Origin of the sequence: Bifidobacterium psychraerophilum (genome assembly GCF_000741705.1) — a bacterium.
Lineage (GTDB): Bacteria > Actinomycetota > Actinomycetes > Actinomycetales > Bifidobacteriaceae > Bombiscardovia > Bombiscardovia psychraerophila.
Genome location: NZ_JGZI01000008.1, coordinates 1 through 23,716, shown reverse-complemented (window position 1 = coordinate 23,716; position 23,716 = coordinate 1). Strand labels below are relative to the sequence as shown.

Here is a 23,716-nt window from a genome sequence, read left to right as displayed (position 1 = left end):
ACGAAGCCCATACCGTCGTTAACAACGCACATCGTCGTCCTATGCCGAAAGAGGAGTGCCGTAGATGAACAACAAGAGTTCGATTCCCACCTGCCCTGTTGAAGTACGCAGCCTTAGCGCCCATGTCAGGCCTGCCGACAACCCGGCGTGGTCAGGAGAGAGGCTTTCAGCGATTCAGGAACGGTCTCTGACGGTGGAATCCCTGCAGGTCGTCGCCTCCGATGAGCATGCGGACTCTCACGGTGTTTGGTCGTTCGGCATTGATGCTGCTTTGGCTGGATACGACGGTGAACGATTCCAGCAGGAAGCGAGTTTTGACGCTGATTGTGGCCTCACGATTGAGCTTGGGGCGGTGCGGGCTCCACAAGGGTCGATGCTGTGCCTGTATCAGCATAAGGAATGGTGGATGAGGCCATGCTGGGCGGAGTCATACCGGCAGATTCCGCAACGGACACAGCTGCTGCTGTGGCGCTCATCGGGACGATACCCTGATGGCTGCGGCGAAGGGTATATGTGGAATGCGGCGCTCGCAGTCTGCGGGCAGTCATTGCGGGCGGATATCAGCGGTACCGAAAACGGGTTTCGTGTATCGGTGTGCTCCAACGTGCCGGGACATACCGCCATGACGGACATGGTGCTGGTCTGTGCAAGTGCATCTGAACCTTATGCGTGCATTGAGGCATGCGTGAAACAAGGTGCGCAGATGCAGGGCATCATGCTGCGCGATCAACGCCCTTTCCCGCGGCAGTGCGAAGGCCTTGGCTGGTGTACCTGGGATTCATTGGGACAGGAGGTGAATGAATCGGACATCCTGCTCAAAATGGATGAGTTCAGGAGACAAGGGATTCCCCTTTCCTGGGTGTTGATCGATGACGGCTGGTCTCAGGTGGACCGTGAAAGGAAGCTGCTGCAGGGATGGCACGCAGATCGTGAGCGCTTCCCAGAGGGGCTCGGGCACACGGTCCGCATCCTGAAACAACGGTATGGCGTGAAATATGTCGGGGTGTGGCAGGCTTACCAGGGCTATTGGAACGGGGTGGACCCGGCGTCAGGAATCGCCATGGAGGCAAAGGGTTTCCTGCAGAGGATGCCCAACGGTTGCATGGTTCCCGGCGGTGAACCACAGCAGTCCTTCGGCTGGTGGCACGCGTGGGACGGTTACCTGAGAGGCGCAGGTGTTGATTTCGTTAAGGTCGATTCCCAAAGTTCCATGTCCGTAATGTCCAGAAGCCTCGAGAGCTACGGTGCGACGGCCACAGGTCGTCACACGGGTCTGGACGCTGCAGTGGCCATGCATTTTCACGGTGCCCTTATTAATTGCATGGGGATGGCCCCTGAGGATTATTGGCATCGGCCATCATCCCCCATTGTTCGCACCAGTGACGATTTTCTGCCGAGAGATGTGTCGTCCCTGACGGAGCATGTGATGCAGAATGTATACGTATCGGCCATGATGAGGGAGTTGTACCACTGCGATTGGGATATGTTCTGGACTGAGCATCCGCATGCGCGTACCCATGCCCTGCTCAGGATGATGAGTGCCGGGCCCTTGTATTGCTCCGATGCGCTGGGCCACACATGCCCTGACGAACTGCGCCCGCTGCTTGCGCAGGATGGCTTCCTTCCTCGGTGTGACGCCGCCGGCGTGCCTGATGTGAGTGATCTGATCGACGATCCCAGACGGCATCAGGGCGCGCTGATCATCAACAGCAGCGTGGCTTCGGTCGGTGTTCACGCGGTTATCGGATTGGCGGACGGCTCCCAAGAGCATGGTCATGGGAGTGAGCCTTGCCTTGCAGCCATTCGGGCCCAGGATGAGGCCTTGTGGTTGTACTCCTGGGATTCTCGCGCTGCGGTGAGATTGGGGCCCGGAGAGCAGATGCCGGTCGCTGTGGATTATGGTGAGGCGTCGTTGTATCTGTCCGTCGCTCAGAAGGATGCCTCACGCTATGGCGGGATCATTCCCATCGGGGTGGTGGAAAAGTATCTATCGCCCGCCTTCGTCACGCATGTGGTGAGGACCGAGCAAGGGGTCTGTGTGGAACTGAGGGAGCCGGGGACATTCGCATATCTTGACCCATCGCAGCTCACCAGTCGTGTCACGCAAGGAAATACTGATCGCACTTTCGAACGCAACGATGTGGTGGTCACCGTCGAATCCGATGGTTCCCCGCTCTTCATCGACTTCAATCGGCAATGATGGGGCTCGTTGCACGGACGTAGCCGATTCGGCTCTCGTATCCGAAGGCTCCTGGGCCATTTACTTGCCCCGGCGCATGGACGCGCCGGGGCATCCCAAGTTATTCAATCGTTGTCATACTGGGAGACGAAAATCGAAGGACCTTGGGGTTCGCGGGTGCACGACAGCGGCGTCGAATCGCTTTTGCGTCGCATTGGAGCAAGCGCTTGTATCGTTTGGGTCGGCCCCGTCGGTGCTGATCGGAGCGTGAGGCGCGAACGGCAGGGTTCAGGAAACTTGTGGGAACTCAAGGAGGAACAAAGCAATGACGACACAACAACGAGTCCCAATCGCGGACTCCATCCGCACGAACGGGGCGACGCCGAATCCTTGGTGGACGAATGCGGTGGTCTATCAGATATACCCAAGAAGCTTCCAGGATTCGAACGGCGACGGCTTCGGCGATCTTCAGGGCATCACATCACGCCTGGATTATCTGGCCGATCTCGGAGTGGATGTTATCTGGTTGAGCCCTGTATACAAATCCCCGCAGGATGACAATGGCTATGATATTTCCGACTACCAGGACATCGATCCGCTGTTCGGCACGCTTGAGGACATGGACGAGTTGCTGGCCCAAGCGCATGCGCGCGGCATCAAGGTCGTCATGGATCTTGTCGTGAACCATACCTCTGACGAGCACGCATGGTTCCAAGCATCCCGGGATCCCGAGGATGAGCACGCCGACTGGTACTGGTGGCGTCCGGCACGTCCCGGGTTCGAGCCGGGCACCCCGGGCGCGGAGCCGAACCGTTGGGGCTCCTGCTTCGGTGGTTCCGCCTGGGAGTACGATCCCAAGCGCGGAGAGTACTTCATGCACAACTTCTCCAGGAAGCAGCCCGAACTGAATTGGGAGAGCAAGGGACTGCGCCAGGCCGTGTACTCGATGATGAACTGGTGGATGGATCGTGGCATCGATGGTTTCCGCATGGATGTCATTGTGATGATTTCCAAGGTCATGGACGAGAATGGTCTGCTGCCCGGTGAGGCGGGTTGCCTGTTGGAGGATACCCCGGTAGGCCCGGAAGGGTACTCGAATCCGGGACCCTTCTGCACCGATGGCCCGAGGCTTGAGGAGTTCCTCAAGGAAATGCGCGCAGCCGTGTTTGAAGGGCGTGAAGGTGTGATCACCGTCGGAGAGGCACCGGGGTTGTCACCGGAGCGCACGGGTGTTATTTCCGATCCGGCGAATCATGAGCTCGACATGCTGTTCCTCTTCGATCACGTGAGCATCGACCAGGAGGGCACGAAGTGGAATGTGCTGCCATTCGAGGCACCCAAGCTGAAGGACATCATGTCCCGCGAGCAGGAGGCCGTGCGTGACGCCGGATGGGCGAGCCTGTACTTCGACAATCATGATCAGCCTCGCATCGTTTCGCGTTGGGGGGACACCTCGAGTGAAGAGCTGCGCTCGCTGTCCGCCAAGGCGCTCGGCCTGCTGCTGCATATGCATCGTGGCACCCCGTATATCTATCAGGGTGAGGAACTGGGGATGACCAATGCGGGATTCACCAGTCTCGACCAGTATCGCGACCTCGAATCCATCAATATGTACCATCAGCGTGTGGAAGAGGCGAAGGTGCAGGATGCCGCTTCGATGCTGCACGGTATGGCAGTGATGAGCCGCGATAACGCACGCACCCCGATGCAGTGGGATTCGAGCACATACGCGGGATTCACGGCGTCCTATGCCCCGAAGGAACCCTGGATCTCGGTGAATCCGAACCACGCGACCATTAACGCCGCGGCGGAGAAACGGGATCAGGACTCCGTCCTGGCCTTCTATCGCAAGCTGATCGCGTTGCGTCACGAGAACCCGGTGGTTGCCGCAGGCTCATGGCACCTGCTTGATAAGGATGACCGACAGGTCTACGCCTTCACCCGTGAGCTCGAATCCACGCAGGAGCGGTTGCTGGTTATCGTCAACCTCTCCTCCGATCACGCGAGGATCCCCGAGCAGACCGCGCAGCTCCTGGGCATCGACCATGCCGGCATGATGACCGCGACGCTGGGGGCGGTGGATCCCAGCAAGGTGGTCATCAGCAATTATCCGGATGAGGACACTGCGGCTTCGTTGCTGACAGGCAAGCTCTCCCCCTGGGAGGCCTTCGCCTACACGCTGTGATCTGATCCAACGCCGAGCTCCTTCGCGTCGTCGTGCATGTGATGCGCTCATCCGAAGCTCCGGCGATACCGGGGAGTCCGGGTCGGCTTTCCTGCGCGAATCGCGTAATCGAGACTCGGCGTGCAGCCCTTGTCCTGCCTTGGCGGACAAGGGCTGCACGCCGTTCTGTGGGCATCCGGCTGGAAGGCTGCCGTAGTCTGTCCGTGAAGCGGGTGTGCTATAGCTTGGAGTAGATAGAGAGTGCCCAAATGATGCAGGGCGGTGCCCTGTTTGCAGAAACGAGGGAACGTGGGACGACTGATAATCGTATCGAACAGATTGCCGATGTCGCTTGACGTCAGTGACGACGGATCGTATTCCCTGCGGCAGAATGTTGGTGGTTTGGCGACGGCGATCGGCCCCTATCACAAGACCCATAAGGACAGCGTGTGGGTCGGGTGGAGCGGTGTGGATCCCGGGCAGTATTCGGATGAGGAAATAGATCTGATCCGTGAACAATACGAATCGCGGCGTTGCGTACCTATCTTCCTGAGCAAGGAGGAAGTCGACGGATATTATGCCGGTTTCTCCAATGACACCATGTGGCCGTTGCTCCATGACTTCGCGCACGAGGCGAATTTCGATCCCGAAACGTGGCGGGTCTATCAGGAGGTCAACGAGCATTTCCTCGAAACGCTGGTTCCTCTGCTACGCAAGGGCGATAAGGTCTGGATCCAGGACTATCACCTGATGCTGCTGCCTCAGATGCTTCGGGAACGCTTCCCTGAAGCCTCGATCGGCTGGTTCCTGCACGTGCCTTTCCCCAGTCCCGAGATCTTCCGTTCCCTGCCTTGGAGCAGGGAGATACTCGAAGGTATTCTGGGTGCGGATCTCGTGGGTTTCCATACGGTGGATTACGCGAAGAATTTCGAGGGTTCCGTCGAACTGCTGCTGGATAAGCACAGTGATGACGAAGGGCGCTTCACGATGCCCGACGGTCATGAGGCGGCTGTTGACGCCTTCCCGATAGGCATCGATTACAACCTGTACCGCCGTACTTCGCGCTCGAATCTTGCCAGGATGATGCGCAGGGGTATTGAGGAGGCCGCAGGCAAGCGTCCGCACAGCCGTTACCTGAGCTCCCTGACTGCAGAGAGCAATGCAGCCGCGGAGGCCTCCGCCAAGGAGGGGAACTGGTGGAGCCATTATGCGCATGAGGAGCTTCCCGAGCTGCATCTGGCGAAATCGGCTGCCGAGGGTTCGCCGAAGCCGAACAAGGTCATCGTTTCCGTAGACAGGCTCGATTACACCAAGGGCATCCCGGAACGCCTGCGTGCGTATCAGCGCATGCTTGAGAAATACCCCGAGTGGGCTGGCCACGTGACGTATTATCTGCTGGCGACGCCTTCACGTGAGAACGTTGACACCTATAAGCGCCTGAAAGAGCAGGTCGACCAACTGGTCGGCCAGATCAACGGAAAGTACTCCTTGCTGGCGTGGTCGCCGATCCATTACATCACGCGATCGCTTCCGATCAAGCCGGTGTGCGGCATCTATGCCGCAGGTGATGTGGCTTTGGTGACACCTTTGCGTGACGGTATGAACCTCGTGGCCAAAGAGTATCTGGCCTGTCATGATGGTCGTGACGGCTCTTTGGTGCTGTCGGATATGTGCGGCGCGGCCGCAGAGCTTTCGGAAGCCTTCATCGTGAACCCCTATGACACCGAAGCGGTGTGCGAGGCGCTTCACGACGCTTTGGAAACCAGCTCAGAAGAGTCCGCGAAACGCAATATCGCGATGCAGGCACGGTTGAAGTCGCGGACGGCGGCCACATGGTGCGCCGGTTTCGTTTCCGCTTTGGAACAGGTTGCGGATGTGAGCTCCTCGGACAAGCGTCTGCGGATGGAACAGCGCAATGAGCTGATGGAGCAGTGGGGCAAGGCAGGACGCCGTTTGGTGCTGTGCGATTACGACGGCACCTTGACTCCATTGGCACGCACCCCTGAGCATGCCAAGCCGACGCGTGCCCTGAAGGAGATGCTGCGCAACATCGCTTCGCATCCGGGTGTGGATCTGGTCATCGTCTCCGGACGTAGTCATGAAACGATGAATGACTGGTTCTCGGACCTGCCCGTCGGGCTGATCGCGGAGCACGGGGTCTGGTTCTACAGATACCCGCAGGTCGGTGCCAGCCCCGAGGGCGTCGATGCCGCGGCAACCTGGGAGCACGGATGGCAGCGGGCCTCCAATCTTCCGGATGCGACGGCATGGAAGCAGGTCATACAGCCGATTCTTGAGAAGGCCGTGGCCCAGGTGCCGAAATCCTTCATCGAGCATAAGGATGATGCGATCGCCTGGCATTATCGTCTGAGCGACCAGCATGCTGCCGCCGAGGAGAAGTCCGCCTTGCTGGAGGAGCTGCGGATGGTGACCGGCAAGCTCGGTCTGATGGTTATGGAGAACGCGAAGGTCGTGGAGATCTGCCCGGTCTCCACGAGCAAGGGCCAGGCGGTCAGGCCTTTGGTGACGAGCGACGCCTACGACTTCATGCTTGCCGTCGGCGATGACACCACCGACGAGACCATGTTCGCGGTCATGCCCGAGGATTCGTGGACGATCAAGATCGGCCCGGGATTGACCAAGGCCCACACGCGCTTGCAGAATCCCGCTGCCTTGCATCGTCTGCTCGCCTATCTGGATGCCGAATCAGAGGTGTCGGATCTGGACAGGTCCAAGTAGAGGCGATGGGGTCGGCGGTGCGGAAAACCCTTTCTATCGGGCGATCACGGTAGGGGCGAGCAGCACATGCTGCTTGTCCTCCGGTGCCAGCCCGTCTTCCGCATATTTGATTCTTTCGATGGCTATGCGCACCAGTTCGCGAGCGATGTTCCGGGTCGGTTGCTCCAATGAGGGGAATCCGAGGGATTCCGCTGACGAGGTGTTGTCGAATCCTGTGATGACGAGGGTATGGTCATGCGGCAGCGATGTGCGGGCGCCCGTCGCCAAGGTGTCACTGACACAGATGATCGCATCGAGATCGGGGTGTCTGCGAAGCAGACGGGTGCATGCGATCTGACCGGCCCGGATATTGTCTTCGGACTCTTCGCGCAGTGAGGCGGTCTCCTCTTGGGAGCACAATTTCGCTGTGACCAGGGCCTCCTCCCATCCGGCGCGCCGATCCGATCCGGTTCCCGACGGGTCAGGCCAGCCGAGGAAACCGATGCGGCGATGACCTGTCACGATGAGATGACGGGTCATGTCAGCCATTCCCTGTTTGCCGTCGACGTCGACCCAGGCGACTTCCTGGTCGTGCAGATTCGTATGGCCCCAGGGACGTCCGAACAGCACGAAGGCCTGGTGATGCTTGATCAGCCACGAGACACGGGGATCCTGGTGATCGGTGTCCGCAAGGATGAAGCAATCGACGTCGCCACCGGCAACGAGCGAGGCGAATTGTTGAATCTCCTCCGATTTCGAATCCGTTTTGTAGAGCATGATGCGCAGGCCATGCGCGTCGGCCTCGCTGACCAAAGCATGAAGGAGCGGATCGTAGATCTGTGAATACCCCGAAGGCGCTATGCCTATCGCTATGGTGTTGCTGCGTTGCGTTCTGAGCCTGCGTGCCGAGGCATTGGGTGTGTATCCGAGCCTGCTGACCGACTCCTCCACCTTGAGCCTTGTGCTGGCCGTGACGATCGAAGGTCTGTTGAAATAGTTGGAGACTGTCTGTGGTGATACGCCCGCATCCTTTGCGACGTCCTTAATGCTGGCCATCCTCGCCTTTCGTCCCGGTGGTCAAGTGGAAAGCTCGGCTGTCGGCGGCTTGACACTTTCGCTATTGGTATCTTAGTATAGTCCTGATTAGAACGTAACAATTCCTACCGTGATGTGGTTCAGAGTTGAACAGACTTGAGTGAAAAGGCGATTCCAATGCAAAGCGAAGATGACAGCTAGTTCTGTCTGCTGTTTTTTTGTAACGTTAAAATAAATAACCAACAATGAGGTTTGCTATGCAACTAGAGGGGGATTCATGATGAGGGGAAGAACTGCAATGGCCACCGCGATCACCGCGGTCGCGGCAATGGTGCTGACGGCGTGCGGTGGCGGAGGGTTCAGCAGCGAGGATTCGGCCAGTGCCGGCTCGCTGACATCGGATTCGTCAAAGGAACTGAACGTGCTCATCGCCTCGTCCGGAGATCCTGAGACCACGGCGGTCAAGGCGGCTGTGGCCGCCTGGGCGAAGAAGAACAACAGGAAGGCCACGGTCTCCGTGGCCAGCGACATCAATCAACAGCTGTCCCAGGGTTTTGCGTCGGGTTCTCCGGCCGATGTGTTCTATCTGGCCCCTGAGCAGCTTGCGGGATATGCGGCCAACGGGTCTCTGCTCGCCTACGGAGATCAGATATCGAATAAGGACGATTACTACCAGAGCTTGTTGCAGAGTCTCAGCTATGACGGGAAGCTCTATGCGATCCCGAAGGACGTCTCGACCTTGCAACTCGTCATCAACACCGATATGTGGTCCGCAGCAGGTCTGAGCGCCTCCGATTATCCCAAGACCTGGTCCGATTTGGAGTCGGTCACCGCGAAACTGACATCGGCCGGACATGTAGGGCTCAGCTTCTCGCCCGAATATGCACGGGTGGGCGCATTCATGGCCCAAGCCGGCGGTGGTTTGGTCAACAAGGATGGGAACAAAGCCACCGCCAATTCCGCGGCGAGCGTCAAGGGACTGACCGAGGTGAAGAAACTGCTGACGTCGGGAAGCGCCGCATACGCATCAGATCTGGGTGCCGGATGGGGCGGAGAGGCCCTCGGAACCGGCAAGGCGGCCATGACGATAGAGGGGAACTGGATCTCAGGATCATTCTCCGCCGACTACCCCGATCTCAAATACAAGGTTATCGACCTTCCTGAAGGGCCTGCAGGAAAAGGAACGATGCAATTCACCAACGGTTGGGGCATCGCAGCCGACAGCGCCGATCAGCAGGGTGCGGTCAGCCTGGTGAACTATCTCGCGAGCAACGACGTGGTGATGGGCTTCGCGAAGGCCTTCGGCATCATGCCGGGCAACAAGACACTCGCCACGCAGTGGAAGGATGACTACCCCGCACTGTCTCCCTTCATGGACGGATTGAAGTATGCAATCGGTGTGCCGACAGCGAAGGGTGCCAGCACGGTCGTATCCGATTTCAACTCCCAGCTCGCGCAACTCAAGACGACCGAGCCCAAGACGATTCTCGATAAGACGCAGACGAATCTGGAAGCCATCATCAAGTAGCCATCCGCGCGACTGGGTTGCGGCCACAGACGCCTTGCGCGCCAGTGGCCGCAGCCGCCGATCAGGCGGAGGAAGGGGGCCGGTGTGAGTAGGAGTGAACGCGGTATGGATGTCACAGGCACGCAATCGCACGGCGCAACAAGAATCAAACACGGCAACGAGCGGCTTTCCGGATGGCTGTTCTGCATGCCGATGCTGGTGATTCTTGGTGTGTTTCTGGTGATACCGATCACGATGGCGTTGTGGGTGAGTTTTTCGGATTGGTCGGGGCGGGGGAGCCCCTTCTCATCACATGTCAATTTCGCGGGCTTCAGCAACTACGCCGCCGTGTTGACCAAACCGGGCCTGGCACAGAGCGATTTCGGCACGGCGATCAGAAACAATGCGTGGTACACGCTGCTGGTGGTTCCTCTGCAGACCCTGCTGAGCCTGCTGCTTGCGGTGATGCTGAACCGAAGAATCCTCAAAGCCAGGGGATTCTTCAGAACCGCTTTCTACTTCCCCTCGGTGACGAGTTCGGTGGCGATTACGGTGCTCTGGATGTTCCTGTTCGGCGCCAGCGGGTCGATCAACGCGATGCTGTCATGGGTCGGGATCAACGGTCCGAACTGGTTCAACGACCCCAGGGGTTTGATACAGATCCTTCTTGGAAGCATCGGAATCAGTAAAGGCCCAAGCGTGCTGACGCAGCACGGGCTGCTGGGCTTGAGTTGGTGGGAATGGCTTGCAGGTCCTTCGGTGGCGATGTTCGCAATCATGCTGATGGTGATCTTCACGACCTCTGGAACCTTCATGCTGATGTTCATCGCAGCATTGCAGAGCATCGGCGAGGGCACGGAGGAGGCGGCCATCATGGATGGTACGAACGCCTGGCAGCGTCTATGGCACATCACCGTCCCGCAGTTGAAGCCGACCATCTTTACCGTGGTGACGCTTGGCATCATAGGCACCTGGCAGGTCTTCGACCAGATATACACAGGTACCAAAGGAGGGCCCTCCAAGACCACGCTCACGCCCGCCTACCTGTCCTACAGCGCCGCATTCGACAATCAGGAATGGGGACAAGGTGCGGCGATCTCCTTCGTGCTGTTCGTCATCATCATCGTGATGACCTGGATACAGCGCCAGCTGATGAAGGACAGGAAGATGTCTCGGCGTAAGACCGCCTACTACGCGGCGATGAAAGCGGAGACCTTGGCGTCTGCGCAATCCGCTTCCGGACTCGGCACTGGCCAGGGGTCGGCGCGCAGCACAAGCACAGGAGATGCCGAACATGTCTGAGACACATACAAGCCTTACGCCGGTGACCCTTCGCCAGACGGACGAGGGCAGATTCCGGAGGGCCCTGCATTCCCTGATTCACGGGCGGGTGCTGCTGTACCTGGCGCTCGCTGTGATCGCGCTGATATACATTCTGCCCTTTGTCATACAGATCGCCACCTCGTTCAAAAGCGATGCCGATGCCGCCGCGAACCCCGTGTCCTTGATCCCCGAGGTTTGGACGACGGCGGCTTACCGGCGCCTGTTCCTCAACTCCGATTTCCCGGTCTGGTTCAAGAATTCCGTGATCGTCACGCTTGTGGTCACGGCGGGGCGCGTCTTCTTCGACTCGATGGCCGGCTACGCACTGTCGAGACTGAGGTTCCCGGGAAGGAACCTGATATTCACGCTGCTGGTGGCCGTGATGAGCGTGCCCATGGTGGTGCTGTTGATCCCGAAGTTCCTGATCATCAAGACTCTTGGTATCTATGACAGCTATCTGGGCATGATTCTCCCATTGCTCATCGATGCGAGTGGCGTGTTCATCATGAAGAACTTCTTCGAATCGATACCACGCAGCGTCGAGGAACAGGCGATGATCGACCGCGCCGGTACCTTCCGCATCTTCTGGTCCATTGTGCTGCCGATGGCCCGTCCGGCGCTGGTCACCATCACGATCCTCTCTTTTCAGGGATCCTGGAACGAACTCTCCCACTTCATCGTCTCCACGCAATCGCCTGCTCTCACCACCCTGACGAAGGGTGTCGCATCGCTGGCGAGCGGACAGCTCAGCGCAGGCAGCCAATACCCGATCAAACTCGCCGCGGCCGCGGTGATGACCATTCCGGTGGCCGTGCTGTTCTTCGCCTTCCAGAAACGGATCATGAACACCAGCGAAGGCTCGGTCAAGGAATAACGCCCAAGAGGATGGATATATTGAATATGACGACTACGATCCCGGCTTCCGAACAGATGGGTCAGCCATGGATTTATCAACAGCAGGTCATCGTTTCGGCCCCGGCGCAACTCTGGTCGGCGGCCGGGGGCAGGGTGGACGGCTCCGGAGCGAGTGGTTTCTATGTAGGAGACACCCGTGTGATCTCCGCGCTGCAACTCAAAATCAACGGTGTCGAACCGGAGTTGGTGCGATCCACACGCTCGGGTGCCGATCGCACGGAGAATGTGTATCTCGCGAGGAACATCACCGGGGCAACCGTTGATCCGATGGTCCGCGTCAACGAGCGGCGCGTGGTGGATCACGACTCCTTGTCCCTTGAAGCATGTGTCGTCAACGGATTGGATCGTGACGTACGGATGACCGTCGAGATGTCGGTATATCTGGATGACTCGGATATGCAAAGCATCAAGGGCGGTGCCGCCGGTGATGGGCAGAACAGGCCGGGCGGGCTGCGGATATCCCTTGGGCGGAGTGGTGTCGAGGCGCACTCGAGATCAGGCCGCACGGTCGTCACGCCACATGCCGGTGCCGCAATCACCCGGCATGGCACGCGGTGCTCCTTTGCATGGGAGATGACTGTGCCCGCGCACGGTAACTGTGATGTTGGTTTCGTATGCTCCGTCGAAGCCCCGCAGAACGTGGTCGTCGCGGCCAAGGGCGAGGCGCCGTGGAGCGGTGTGCACCTGGATTCGGGTGATCCTCGGCTTGATGCATGGGTGAAACGCTCCTTGCAGGATCTGGCGGGTTTGCGCATGTCCGTTCCCGGCATGCCAGAGGATGAATTCCTTGCGGCAGGCGCACCCTGGTTCTTCACACTCTTCGGCAGGGACTCACTGTGGGCGGCACGCTTCCTCCTCCCCCTTACGGACAAGCCCACCATCGGCACCTTGCGCATCCTGGCGCGCTTCCAGGCGAGCACGCACGATCCCCACACCAATGCGGAACCCGGCAAGATTCCCCACGAACTGCGATCCGAGACCTTGGAGTCCTCAGGAGTGTTCTCATCAAGCCATATGCGTCTGCCTCCCCTGTATTACGGGACCGTGGACGCAACGGCACTATGGGTGATCCTGCTCGGTGAACTTGCCCGGGGCGGGGTATCGCCTTCGGTGGTCGAGGAGCTGATCCCCAATCTTGAACGCGCCCTGGCATGGATCGTCGAATGGGGGGATGCCGATGGTGATGGGTTCCTGGAATACATTGACCGATCAGGGCACGGTCTGAGCAACCAGGGCTGGAAGGATTCCGGGGATTCCGTGCGTTGGCGCGACGGCAGCATCGCGGAGGGTCCGATAGCCCTGTGCGAGGTGCAGGCCTATGCCTATCAGGCGGCCATCGAGGGCGCACGTATTCTTGATGATTTCGGTCGTCCCGGCGCCCCGGCTTTGCGCACCTGGGCCGCTGGTCTGAAAAGCAGGTTCAACCAGTGCTTCTGGGCCCATGATGAGATGGGCAGGTATCCGGTGATCGCGCTCGATGGACAAAAACGACAGGTGGATTCGGTCACCAGCAATATCGGTCATCTCCTGGGAACTGGCATTCTTGATGAGGATGGGGCCAGGGATGTGGCACACCGACTGATGTCCCCCCAGCTGAACTCAGGGTACGGCATTCGTACCCTGAGCCGTGATTCGGGCGGATACTGGCCGCTGAGTTACCACTGCGGCTCGGTCTGGGCCCATGACAGCGCCATAGCGATGCTCGGCCTCAGTCATGAAGGTTTCGTCAACGAGGCGAAGGAAATCGCCAATGGGCTTATCGAAGCCGCTGCATCCTTCGGGTACCAGATGCCCGAGCTGTACTCCGGCGACGCCGCCCCCGAAGCCCCGGTACCGTATCCTGCGGCGTGTCATCCGCAGGCATGGTCGGCGGCCGCGGCTATTGTCGTTTTTTCCGTTGTGAATGACCTATCATCTCAGCAGGGAGACACTGCGCTACTGCCGTAGGTGAAGGCACAGCACATGGCGTATACCCAAATGCAGTGTCAAGTGTGAGTGAGATGAGAGGGCATGACAGTACAGCAGCGTGAGCTTTTGCCGGATTCGATCCGTACGAACGGTGCCACGGTGAATCCCTGGTGGGCGAATGCGGTGGTCTATCAGATCTACCCGCGCAGTTTCCAGGATTCGAACAACGACGGCATCGGCGATCTGCGGGGGATCATCAGTCGTTTGGACTATCTGGCGAATCTTGGCGTGGATGTGATCTGGCTCAGCCCGGTCTACAAGTCCCCCCAGGATGACAACGGCTATGACATTTCGGATTATCAGGATATCGATCCGATGTTCGGCACCTTGTATGACATGGATGATCTGATCGCAGCCGTGCACGAGCGGGGCATGCGCATCATCATCGATCTGGTGGTCAACCATACCTCCGACGAACACGCGTGGTTCGAGGCCTCCCGTGAGGGATCCGCGCAATACGCGGATTGGTATTGGTGGAGGCCCACGAAGGAGGGGCACACACCTGGGGCGCCGGGGTCGGAGCCGAATAACTGGGGCTCCGATTTCGGGGGCTCGGCCTGGGAGTATTCACCGGATCGCGGCGAGTATTACCTGCATTCCTTCTCACCCAAGCAACCTGATCTGAATTGGGAGAATCCGGCCGTCAGGCAGGCGGTGTACGACATGATGAACTGGTGGATGGACCGCGGTATCGACGGTTTCCGCATGGACGTCATCACCTTGATCTCAAAACCGCTGACGGCCGATGGTGACCTGCCCGACGGTGTTCCGGGTGAAGACGGTTACGCCAACGCCCAGATCGTCATGGCGGACGGGCCTCGTCTGGACGAATTCCTTTCGGAGATGAGGCATGCGGTTTTCGAAGGCCGGGAGGGTTTCCTCACGGTGGGCGAAGCGCCGGGCATCACACCCGACCGCAACAGGGAGATCACCGACCCGTCGAACCATGAGCTGGATATGTTGTTCCTGTTCCATCATGTTGAATTCGATGCGCGTGGGAGCAAGTGGAATCCTCTGCCCCTCGACATCGTGCCGCTGAAACGAATCATGGCGAGCGAGCAGGAGGCCGTGGAGGACTCGGGTTGGGCCAGCCTGTTCTTCAATAATCATGACCAACCCCGTGTGGTCTCACGCTGGGGAGATACGACGAGCGAGGAGTCGCGCACCTTATCGGCCAAGGCCCTGGGTCTGGTGTTGCACATGCACCGAGGCACGCCATACATCTATCAGGGTGAGGAACTCGGCATGACGAACGCCGGTTTCACGGCGCTTGACCAATACCGCGACATTGAATCCCTCGATCTGTATCGCCTGCGCGTGTTGGCGATGAAGCTCTCCACCCACGACCAGATGCTTGAGGCGTTGGGCCGGCGCAGCCGTGACAACGCAAGGACCCCGATGCAATGGGATTCGAGTGCATTCGCCGGGTTCACCGATGCGGATTCTCCGACCGAGCCGTGGCTTCCTGTGAATCCCAACAAAGAGATGATCAATGCTTCGGATGAGGAACACGACCCCAACTCCGTTCTGGCCTTCTATAGGGAGCTGATCCACCTGCGTCACAGCAATCCGGTGATCGCCGCCGGAAGATGGTCCTTGCTCGACGGCGAAGACAAGCGTGTATACGCCTTTGTGCGTTCCCTGGAGGGCTTCGACCTGTCGGACACCATCGAACATCAGCAGGTGGTGGTCGTGGCGAACCTCACCGGGCGAAGCGCCCAAATACCACCTGAGGCGGCGGCCGCCCTCGGTCTGGATCCGGTCGCGTTCCCGGTGGATTCAGGCATGACAATCGATGAGGACAATGTGCTGATCAGCAACTATCCCAGATCACAGACGCTCAGCGCCTTGTTCACGGGGAGGCTGTCCCCTTGGGAGGCTTTCGTCTACCAACCCTGATGCGCTTCACATCTCCGATTTGCCCGCACGCCAATACCCCATGAAAGCGACGTTGCTTCGGTCGACGCCGTGGTCGCGGACGAGGATCCTGCGCAGGGCCCGCATCGTCGCGGCCTCGCCGGCCATCCAGGCATAGAAGGCGCGAGGTTTCTGCTCTTCGGGAACCTCCCAGAGCAGATCCCTATCGACATTGATATCGGTGAACTCCGAGCCCGACCTTCCATGCGGATGAGACCCGCCATCCATGAGCATATCGGCGTGCTGCGCCGCATAGCGCTCCACGCGCGCAATCAGTGACGCGCCATGCTCTGATGAAGGGCCGTCCTCGGCCGAGGACCGGCTGACCCAGTCGATGCCGAATCCGGGTATCCGGGGGAGTGCCAGGGTTGTATCCGCTGCATCGGGTACTTCCAGAACCGCAAGTCCCTCACCCTCCCAGCCCGATGCGGCAAGACCGTCCAGTATGGCGCCGATCGCAGGCACCGCGGTTTCATCACCCACCAGCAGCATGTTGCGGGTGTATCCCGGATGAAAGTCGATGCCGATGGCGGAATCCTTCGAACGGCGGTCCGGCCCCACGATAACCGCCTCATCACCCGGTACGGCATGCTGGGCGAACGCCCCTGCCGGGCCGGGATTGTCATGCAGTACGAAATCAATGGTCAGATTGCGTTGCACGGGGTCCGCCGCACGGATCGTGTATGTCCGGATGGGATTGCGGTCCTGCGGTGCCAGTGCGCGCCACTGTTCCCACCATGCTCCCCGTGACAAGGACTCCTCGTCGAAGAGCTTCGGGTCCCCCCACCTGTTCCCGTCAAGCGGGAGCAGGACCTTGATGCGCTGGTCGTATCCATCCGTCCCGATGTATCGCAGGTCATCGCCGGTGAATATGATGCGCTGGAAACTAGGGGAGATTCGGGTAGTGCGCAGCACCCGCACCCGGTATGGGCGAAATGCGGGGTACTGCTCGCCGCTGTGCTCGGATTCCCGTGCTCCTTGCCGCTCACTTGTGCTCATGGTGTGCATCCCTTTCCGTCTTCGGCGCCGTTCGGGCACCGGAGTTGCCGCCGACTGTTGTTTCGTGCAGTGCGCGCCGTGCACGCAAGGAGTGCCTACGATCGGCGATCATCATCGGCATACCGCTCGCGGGGTCATCGACGATCGTCGCCTCCACTCCGAAGACCCGGTGCACCAGTTCTTCGGTGAGGATTTCGTCGGGAGTCCCCAAAGCCTCCTGATGGCCGTCGCATAATGCGAGCATCCAATCCGCATAGCGGGCCGCCAGATTCACATCATGAAGAACCATCACAATGGTGGTCCCCTCGGTCGCGTTCAGGTCACTGAGCAGATCGAGCACCTCGAGCTGGTACGACACGTCAAGAAAGGTGGTCGGCTCATCGAGGAGCACAATGCCGGTCTGCTGGGCCAAGGTCAGTGCGATCCATGCACGTTGCCGCTGCCCTCCCGAGAGTTCATCCACGGGTCTGTCGGCGAAGCCCTCCATGCCTGTCGCCCGAAGGGCATGGTCCACCGCCGTCTGGTCCTCGGCATTCCATGCGGAGCCGAAGCGGTGATAGGGGTACCGTCCTCGTGACACCAGATCGCTGACCGTGATGCCCTCGGGAGCGATGGAGGACTGCGGCAGCAGCCCGACTTGGGTGGCGACACGTTTGGTGGGCATTGACGCGATGTCGGCGCCGTTGAGCAGCACGGTACCGTTTACCGGTTTGAGCAAGCGTGCCAGGGCGCGCAGGAAAGTGGATTTGCCGCATCCGTTCGGGCCGATTATGGCACCGATGGTGCCGACTGGAATATCCAGGTCGATATTGTTGATGACCAGATGCTCCCCGTAGCCAACACTCAGGCCCGTGGTCTCAAGATGCGGGTCCCGTGTGATCGAGGACGTCGGCCCGGGGCGCCCAGTCGCAGCCGGAGTGGAATCCGGGCCCTTGCTGTCCTGTGTCTTCATCATTCCAGATGCCCCTTTCGTGTTGAGATGTACATCAGCAGCATCAGCACAGGGCCGCCGATGACGCTGGTGACCACACCGACGGGCATCTGTTCGGTCAGCAGATGCTGGGCGATGATATCCGATCCCAGCACCAGGCATGCACCGACCAGTGTGGATTCGGCAAGTGCCGAAGATCCATAGCCACTGATTCTGCGGGCGATCGGACCGGACAGGAAGGACACGAAGGCGATCGGGCCCACCGCGGATGTGGCTATCGAAAGCATCGTCACGGATACGCATATGATCGCAATCTGCGAAGCGCCAACCCGCACGCCCAGACTGGCCGCGATCTCGTCGCCCAGACGGAGCATATCCAGCCTTTTGGAAAGAGGGGCGATTGCTATGCATCCGATTGACAAGGCGATGCCGGAAAGCAAGACGTCGCTCCATTGGGTATCGGCAAGGCTGCCGGTAAGCCATCGTGAGGCCGACTGGATATCCCACTGATCCGCATGAACCAGTATCCACGAACTCGCTGCGTCAAGCATGGCCCCGAAAGCGATGCCGACCAGGATGAGCCGTCCCAGGGAGAGGCCGCGTTTCCAGGTGAATGCTGCGATCACCGCCGTCGTGAGCAGCCCACCGGCAACCGAAATGGCGCTGAGCTCCAGACCGGATGCCCCAAGCACGACGATGCCGAACACCGCAGCGGCATTCGCACCCGAGGTGATGCCGATGATATCCGGGCTGGCCAGAGGATTACGCAGCAGATGCTGGAAACATGAACCCGCGATGCCGAAGGCGGCACCGCAGGCCAGCGCGGTCAGTGATCGCGGAATCCGCAGCTCCCCGAGCGCGAAGGAGATACCGGGGATCTGTTCGCCCGAAACGACGCGAAGGAGATCGTTGAAGCTGTAGATGACCGTCCCGAAGGTGATATCGGTGTAGAGCAGCACGGCCGCCAACGCGACGAGTATTGAACAGACCAAGGTCTTACGCCGCAAACGACGTGTCCTGAATTGCGCCGAGGGCGTTTGGTGCTCATACGATGCCGGCAATACGGAAGCCCCCTTCATATCTGTTGCAGATTCCGACGACGGGCCAGGACGATGAAGCAGGGAGCCCCGATGAGTGCGGTGACAATGCCGACCTCCACATCGGTGGGGCGTGTGAGCACACGTCCGATGAGATCCGAGGCGAGCAGAAGAATCGGGCCGAATACCAGGGATAAGGTGAATATGCGCTTATAGTTCGATCCCACGATCAACCTCGCCGCGTGGGGGACCACCAGACCGACGAATCCGATCGGGCCCGCAAGCGCCGTGGTGGTTGCGGAGAGGATAACGGATGCCCCCCATGCGCCCATCCGCACCAGACGGACCCGGCTGCCCAGACCACGTGCCAGATCGTCACCCATCGCAAGCGCATTCAGGCCGGGAAGGCACCACACGGCCATCACCTCTCCAATCACGAACAGCGGCAGCAGTGGGACGATCAACGAGAATCGCGCGCCCGAAAGACCACCGACCTGCCAGAAACGGAAGGAGGAGATAACGTCGATTCTCGGGAGCAGCACCGCCGAGGTGAGCGATGAGAGCATTGCGGCGACCACCGCACCGGCAAGTGTCATCTTCAACGGGGAGGGACCCTTCGCCCCGAGGGAGCCCAGAGCCCAGACCCCGAGGGCGGCGATGCATGAGCCGAGCATGCCGACCCAAACGTATTGGATCGGTGCGCTCAACCCCACCGTCGCCATGGAGAGAACGATGGCGAATGCCGCACCGCCGTTAAGACCGAGAATGGATGGGTCCGCCAGAGGATTGCGCGTCATGCCCTGCATCAATGTGCCCGCGCTCGCAAGAGCCATCCCGGCAAGGACGCCCAGCACCATACGTGGTATGCGCAGCCTGACGGCTTCGGCGGCCACTCCCGAGGCACCGGGGTCGCCGAGTACGGCGATCACTTCGGACAGTGGGACGGGACGCGACCCGATGGCGATCGAGCAAAGGGCCAGCACCACGAGCAGCACCAAGGAGACGACGAAGCATATGACGCCGAGTCGGGTTCTCGGATTCTTCGTGCCTGAGCGCGATGTGTGTGCGTGCATGCTAGTCGATCTTGTATTGCCGGGGTGGTCGTGACGTCTTGGAATCGCTCATGGTGCGTTGTGTGGGGTCAGTCGACCTTGGCCGCTGCTTCGGCGAGCTTGTCCGCGTAGTCGCCGACCGTTGAAGGAATTGACAGGGCGGAAGGAGCGATGGCACTGCCAAGCTTGGAATTGAGATCGATGACCACGACGGATCCACGTTTGATTGCCGGGATCTGGGATATCAAAGGATCTTTCTGCAATGTGCTGAGTGTGGTGTCATCTCCATACGTCACGATGATGTCCACATCATCGAACTGATCGACATTCTCCGCCGCGATGTCCTTGTAGAAGGAATCCGTGGACTTCGAGATCTTCTCGACCGATTTCGGTGTACTCAGGCCAAGGTCCTCAAGGAAGGCGGGTCGGGTATCCGCCGTGGTGTAGACGCTGATGGTGGAGAGCTTGGTGGTGTCGAAATACATCACCGACGCGTTCTTGCCCTTGAGATCGGGATGAGCCGCCACGGCTTTGCTGATCGCTGCCTCATCATCGGCGATCACCTGCTTGCCTTTGCTTTCCTTGCCCAGCGCCTTGGCGCTCAACTCGACCACCTGACGCCATTGCGCCGCCCAGGCCTCTCCCGGGTATGCGATGGTGGGTGCGATCTTGCTCATGGTCTGGTATTGCGATTTGCTGATTCCCGACTGCACGCCGATGATGACGTCAGGGCTGGTGGCCGCGATGGCCTCAGTATCTATATCGTCGCTTTCATCGTGGAGCTTCGGTGCCTTGTCGCCGGTCGCACCGAGTTTTTTCAAGGCGGCTTCGGTCCAGGGGAGTATGCCGCTGTCCCCTGCCGCGCCATCCGTTATTTTCGGCATATCGACAGGAACGACACCCAAGGCGATAACCGCGTCCTGGTTCGTCCAGCCGATGGTGGAAACACGTGTTGGCTGGCTTTCTATCGTCGTGGTGCCGTATGCGTGGCTGATGCTGACCGGGAAGGCCCCGTTCGAAGAGGAGGAAGCGTCTGTGGAAGCGGAGGACTGTGACGCCCCGGAGCACGCCGTCAAGGCGATGACGCTTATCCCGGCCAGCGCGGCGGCGGCCAGGCGCTTGCCCATGATTGAGCCCCGTCGTGTACGCGCGTTCATAGTCATATCGGATTCTCCTCGTTCATGGATGCTTCGGCCCAAGAGTGCTGCCGCATATGGCAGTGGGCGCCCCCAATCTAACAGAATGACAGCTGTATGAACAGGTCTTGACTTTTGATTATCTTGCGGGTAATACCGGCACTCATGTGGCGTACAACGAAGCTCCTACGTCCACGTGGTGAACATGGCACGGCGCAGCGGGGCGCTTCGTCATGCATGGGCGTGATAATGATGTCATGCAAAGCGATGAAGTCCAGAAGTATCTCTCATATGACCACAAAGCTGAACTCCAGGCTGCCGCGGATCGACTACGCGGAACCGTGCGGCATACCCGAATCGAGGAATCAGGCATCCTCAGTGAACGCAGCGGGCATCGTGTGCTGCTGAAACCGGAGAACCTTCAGCTGACGGGATCATTCAAACTACGCGGCGCATACAACAAGATCGCCTCCCTGTCGCAGGCCGATCTGGACAGGGGCATCGTCACGGCCTCGGCAGGCAACCACGCCCAAGGCGTCGCCTTCGCAGCACGCGAACGCGAAGCCCAGGCGACCATCGTCATGCCGCAGATCACCCCTCCTCTCAAGGTGGATGCCACACGTGCGTACGGGGCCGAAGTCGTTCTCCAAGGCAACGTGTTCGATGAAAGCTTCGCCTATGCGCAGCAACTCGCCCAGGAACGGCATATGACCTTCGTGCATCCCTTTGATGATTACGAGGTGCTGTGCGGCCAAGGCACCATTGCGATGGAGATACTCCAGGATGTACCCGACGTGACGGATATCGTGGTCCCCATGGGTGGCGGTGGTCTTGCCGCTGGCATCGCGCTGGCCGTCAAGACCTTCCGGCCCGAGGTCAATGTCATAGGTGCGACTCCCGTCGGCTCGCCCGCCTGGAGGGAGTCATTCGCCGCAGGGCATGTCGTCGAGGCCGCTCAGGTCAACACGGCCGCCGAAGGCGTGGCCGTCAAACGTCCCGGTGACCTCACTTTCGCCCTGCTGCAGCAGGATCTCGACGATATAGTGCAGGTGACCGAGCGCGATATATCCGAAATGATCCTGTTGATGCTGGAAAAGCACAAGCTTGTCGTCGAAGCCGCCGGAGCCGTGCCGCTTGCCGCGCTGTCGCAGCTGGATCTCCAATCGAAGGTCTTCCAATCGGAAACGGGCCCCCATGTGATCGTGCCGATCGTCTCGGGCGGCAATATAGATACCGTCACCATCGGCGCCGTCATCCAGCGCGGCATGATCTCGCGTGGCCGCATCATGCAATTCGGTGTCGAATTACCTGATGTTCCGGGTCAACTAGCGAAAATAGCGACGCTGTTGGCGGATCTGCGAGCCAACGTGATCGAACTCAACCACGACCAGTTCAAGGCCTCCGGGCACTACCGCAACGGCGTGCTCCTCGAGGTCACCGTGGAGACCAATGGGCCGGATCACATCGCCCATGTCCTTGACACCCTGCGTGGCGAGGGTTTCCGTGTGGAGCAGGTCTACTAGTAGTTGACGGCATCGGGGAAACCCGGTGTGGGAGGCATTCCCGCTTGTGGCAATAGGTCCGGGATCCATGACCTACCGGGCTGTCATGACGACAGCGTCATATCGAGGGATACGGCCGTCATGACAGCCCAGCCGCAGCTGACGCCCAGGCCGCTCAGGCTGATGCGATCGTGTTCTCCACCAGGCGTGGCAGGGCATCCTGGATCGGTTCTGTGATAAGAGTCCTGGCCAGGGAATCGTATTGGGTGCGTCCCATGTTCATAATCGTGATCGGTACGCCGGCCTGAGCGGCGACCGGTACCAGCGAAGCGGCCGGATAGACTTCCAGCGTGCTGCCGATAACCCAGAACTCATCGGCGGAGGAGGCCAATCTCATGCTTTTCTCCATCGCGCCTTCAGGCAGGGCCTCGCCGAAATACACCACATCCGTTTTCAGTATGCCGCCGCAGGTCATATTCGACTTATAGGGGAGTCTGCGGTGGCAATGCGGGTCGGGTTCTTCGTCGAGACGCCCCATAATCGCCGCGGTGTCGTATTCCGCTCCACATCGCAGGCAGTGGGATGTGCCGATGGAACCATGAAGATTGACGATCACGTCGGATGAATTGCCGGCCTTTTCGTGCAGCGCATCGAAGTTCTGCGTCGCGAGCAAGCTGAGCAGACCGGCCTGCTCCAGCTTGACCAAGGCCTTATGCGCGACACCGGGTTGTGCGTTCCACACCGGTGACTCCTTCTGCCAGCGCCAGGAGTACTCGCGTTCCTCCTGATCGCTCATGAAGGCGTCGATGTCGTAGACGCTCATCTGTTCCGGATGCTTGGTCCAGACACCGTCAGGTCCGCGAAAATCCGGGATTCCCGCTGAAGTCGAAATGCCTGCGCCGGTGAGTATCGCTATCTTCTTGCTCATAGTGCCGTATTACCACCAGCCCGGCGATCGCACTACCGTCTCTTCCACATGACGCGGAGGAATGTCCCGATGCCGCATACCCCTCCCACCTGTCGCACCTCATCCTCCGTCTCCGAAATACCCCTCACACCCATCCCACACCGCCGTATTTCCCGGCCGAAGTACCGGCAGGCTCGCGACACGCCGTATGAAGGTATTCGATAATCCATTTTTCCTTGGGAACGGGCGCTAATCTGGTGTTATCGAGTTTTGTTGATGAAAACCGACACGCCGATGGAAGCTTGGAATACCAAGGTTTCCAAGCTCAAGCGCGCCCTTCGGTTTGCATATCAGGCCCCATCGGGGTAAATTCTTTATTCGCTGCTCAGCACGGCGGACTTCTTCCTGAGGGAGTTGGAAAGCTTG

General features: G+C 59.6%; 16 protein-coding genes. 9 read left to right on the top strand and 7 right to left on the bottom strand.

Translation table 11 applies throughout. The annotated features are described in order from the left end of the window. Positions 1-64 precede the first annotated feature (64 nt). From BPSY_RS02555 to otsB, 3 genes are all read left to right on the top strand, one after another. Positions 65-2,200 (top strand): Sip1-related alpha-galactosidase, encoded by a 2,136-nt coding sequence (locus BPSY_RS02555; protein WP_081884144.1) that lies wholly within the window; start codon positions 65-67, stop codon positions 2,198-2,200. 304 nt (positions 2,201-2,504) lie between these two features. Beyond that, positions 2,505-4,364: a glycoside hydrolase family 13 protein gene (locus BPSY_RS02550; protein ID WP_033496911.1), complete on the top strand. Its 1,860-nt coding sequence runs from the start codon at positions 2,505-2,507 to the stop codon at positions 4,362-4,364. A gap of 288 nt (positions 4,365-4,652) precedes the next feature. Further along, positions 4,653-7,082, top strand: coding sequence for a trehalose-phosphatase (gene otsB / locus BPSY_RS02545; RefSeq protein WP_152596820.1), 2,430 nt, complete (start codon positions 4,653-4,655; stop codon positions 7,080-7,082). A gap of 33 nt (positions 7,083-7,115) precedes the next feature. Here the strand turns inward: otsB and BPSY_RS02540 are convergent, their stop codons facing one another. Next, the gene (locus BPSY_RS02540; protein ID WP_033496912.1) at positions 7,116-8,117 is read right to left on the bottom strand and encodes a LacI family DNA-binding transcriptional regulator; all 1,002 of its coding nucleotides are present in this window, start codon (positions 8,115-8,117) and stop codon (positions 7,116-7,118) included. 256 nt (positions 8,118-8,373) lie between these two features. Between BPSY_RS02540 and BPSY_RS02535 the strand changes: the two genes are divergently transcribed. The 5 genes from BPSY_RS02535 (at position 8,374) to BPSY_RS02515 (ending at position 15,708) form a co-directional block, all read left to right on the top strand. Further along, positions 8,374-9,624, top strand: coding sequence for a sugar ABC transporter substrate-binding protein (locus BPSY_RS02535; protein WP_033496913.1), 1,251 nt, complete (start codon positions 8,374-8,376; stop codon positions 9,622-9,624). Between the two features lie 84 nt (positions 9,625-9,708). Beyond that, positions 9,709-10,905, top strand: coding sequence for a carbohydrate ABC transporter permease (locus BPSY_RS02530; RefSeq protein WP_238556785.1), 1,197 nt, complete (start codon positions 9,709-9,711; stop codon positions 10,903-10,905). Then, on the top strand, positions 10,898-11,800 hold the full coding sequence (locus BPSY_RS02525) for a carbohydrate ABC transporter permease (RefSeq protein ID WP_033497001.1): 903 nt from the start codon (positions 10,898-10,900) through the stop codon (positions 11,798-11,800). Before BPSY_RS02530 ends, BPSY_RS02525 begins: the two co-directional genes overlap by 8 nt. Before the next feature lie 26 nt (positions 11,801-11,826). Continuing rightward, on the top strand, positions 11,827-13,788 hold the full coding sequence (locus tag BPSY_RS02520; RefSeq protein ID WP_238556784.1) for a glycogen debranching N-terminal domain-containing protein: 1,962 nt from the start codon (positions 11,827-11,829) through the stop codon (positions 13,786-13,788). A gap of 63 nt (positions 13,789-13,851) precedes the next feature. Beyond that, positions 13,852-15,708, top strand: coding sequence for a glycoside hydrolase family 13 protein (locus BPSY_RS02515; RefSeq protein WP_033496915.1), 1,857 nt, complete (start codon positions 13,852-13,854; stop codon positions 15,706-15,708). A 6-nt stretch (positions 15,709-15,714) separates the two neighbouring features. On the opposite strand, the gene BPSY_RS02510 is transcribed toward BPSY_RS02515, so the two are convergent. From BPSY_RS02510 to BPSY_RS02490, 5 genes are all read right to left on the bottom strand, one after another. Beyond that, entirely contained in the window at positions 15,715-16,725 is a 1,011-nt protein-coding gene (locus tag BPSY_RS02510; protein ID WP_051921527.1) for a siderophore-interacting protein, read from the bottom strand. After that, positions 16,712-17,680 carry an ABC transporter ATP-binding protein gene (locus BPSY_RS02505; protein ID WP_238556783.1) on the bottom strand — a complete coding sequence of 323 codons (969 nt, stop codon included), beginning with the start codon at positions 17,678-17,680 and terminating at the stop codon, positions 16,712-16,714. The genes BPSY_RS02510 and BPSY_RS02505 overlap by 14 nt, the downstream gene beginning before the upstream one ends. Further along, entirely contained in the window at positions 17,677-18,735 is a 1,059-nt protein-coding gene (locus tag BPSY_RS02500) for a FecCD family ABC transporter permease (protein WP_033496916.1), read from the bottom strand. The genes BPSY_RS02505 and BPSY_RS02500 overlap by 4 nt, the downstream gene beginning before the upstream one ends. Continuing rightward, entirely contained in the window at positions 18,732-19,766 is a 1,035-nt protein-coding gene (locus BPSY_RS02495; RefSeq protein WP_051921526.1) for a FecCD family ABC transporter permease, read from the bottom strand. Before BPSY_RS02495 ends, BPSY_RS02500 begins: the two co-directional genes overlap by 4 nt. 68 nt (positions 19,767-19,834) lie before the next feature. Next, complete coding sequence (locus BPSY_RS02490; RefSeq protein WP_081884142.1) at positions 19,835-20,908, bottom strand: iron-siderophore ABC transporter substrate-binding protein; 1,074 nt, start codon at positions 20,906-20,908, stop codon at positions 19,835-19,837. A gap of 230 nt (positions 20,909-21,138) precedes the next feature. Between BPSY_RS02490 and ilvA the strand changes: the two genes are divergently transcribed. Next, complete coding sequence (gene ilvA / locus BPSY_RS02485; RefSeq protein ID WP_033497013.1) at positions 21,139-22,404, top strand: threonine ammonia-lyase; 1,266 nt, start codon at positions 21,139-21,141, stop codon at positions 22,402-22,404. 154 nt (positions 22,405-22,558) lie between these two features. Here ilvA and BPSY_RS02480 read toward each other — a convergent pair whose 3' ends face one another. Further along, positions 22,559-23,311, bottom strand: a complete 753-nt coding sequence (locus BPSY_RS02480) for an SIR2 family NAD-dependent protein deacylase (RefSeq protein ID WP_033496917.1) — start codon at positions 23,309-23,311, stop codon at positions 22,559-22,561. Positions 23,312-23,716 lie beyond the last annotated feature (405 nt).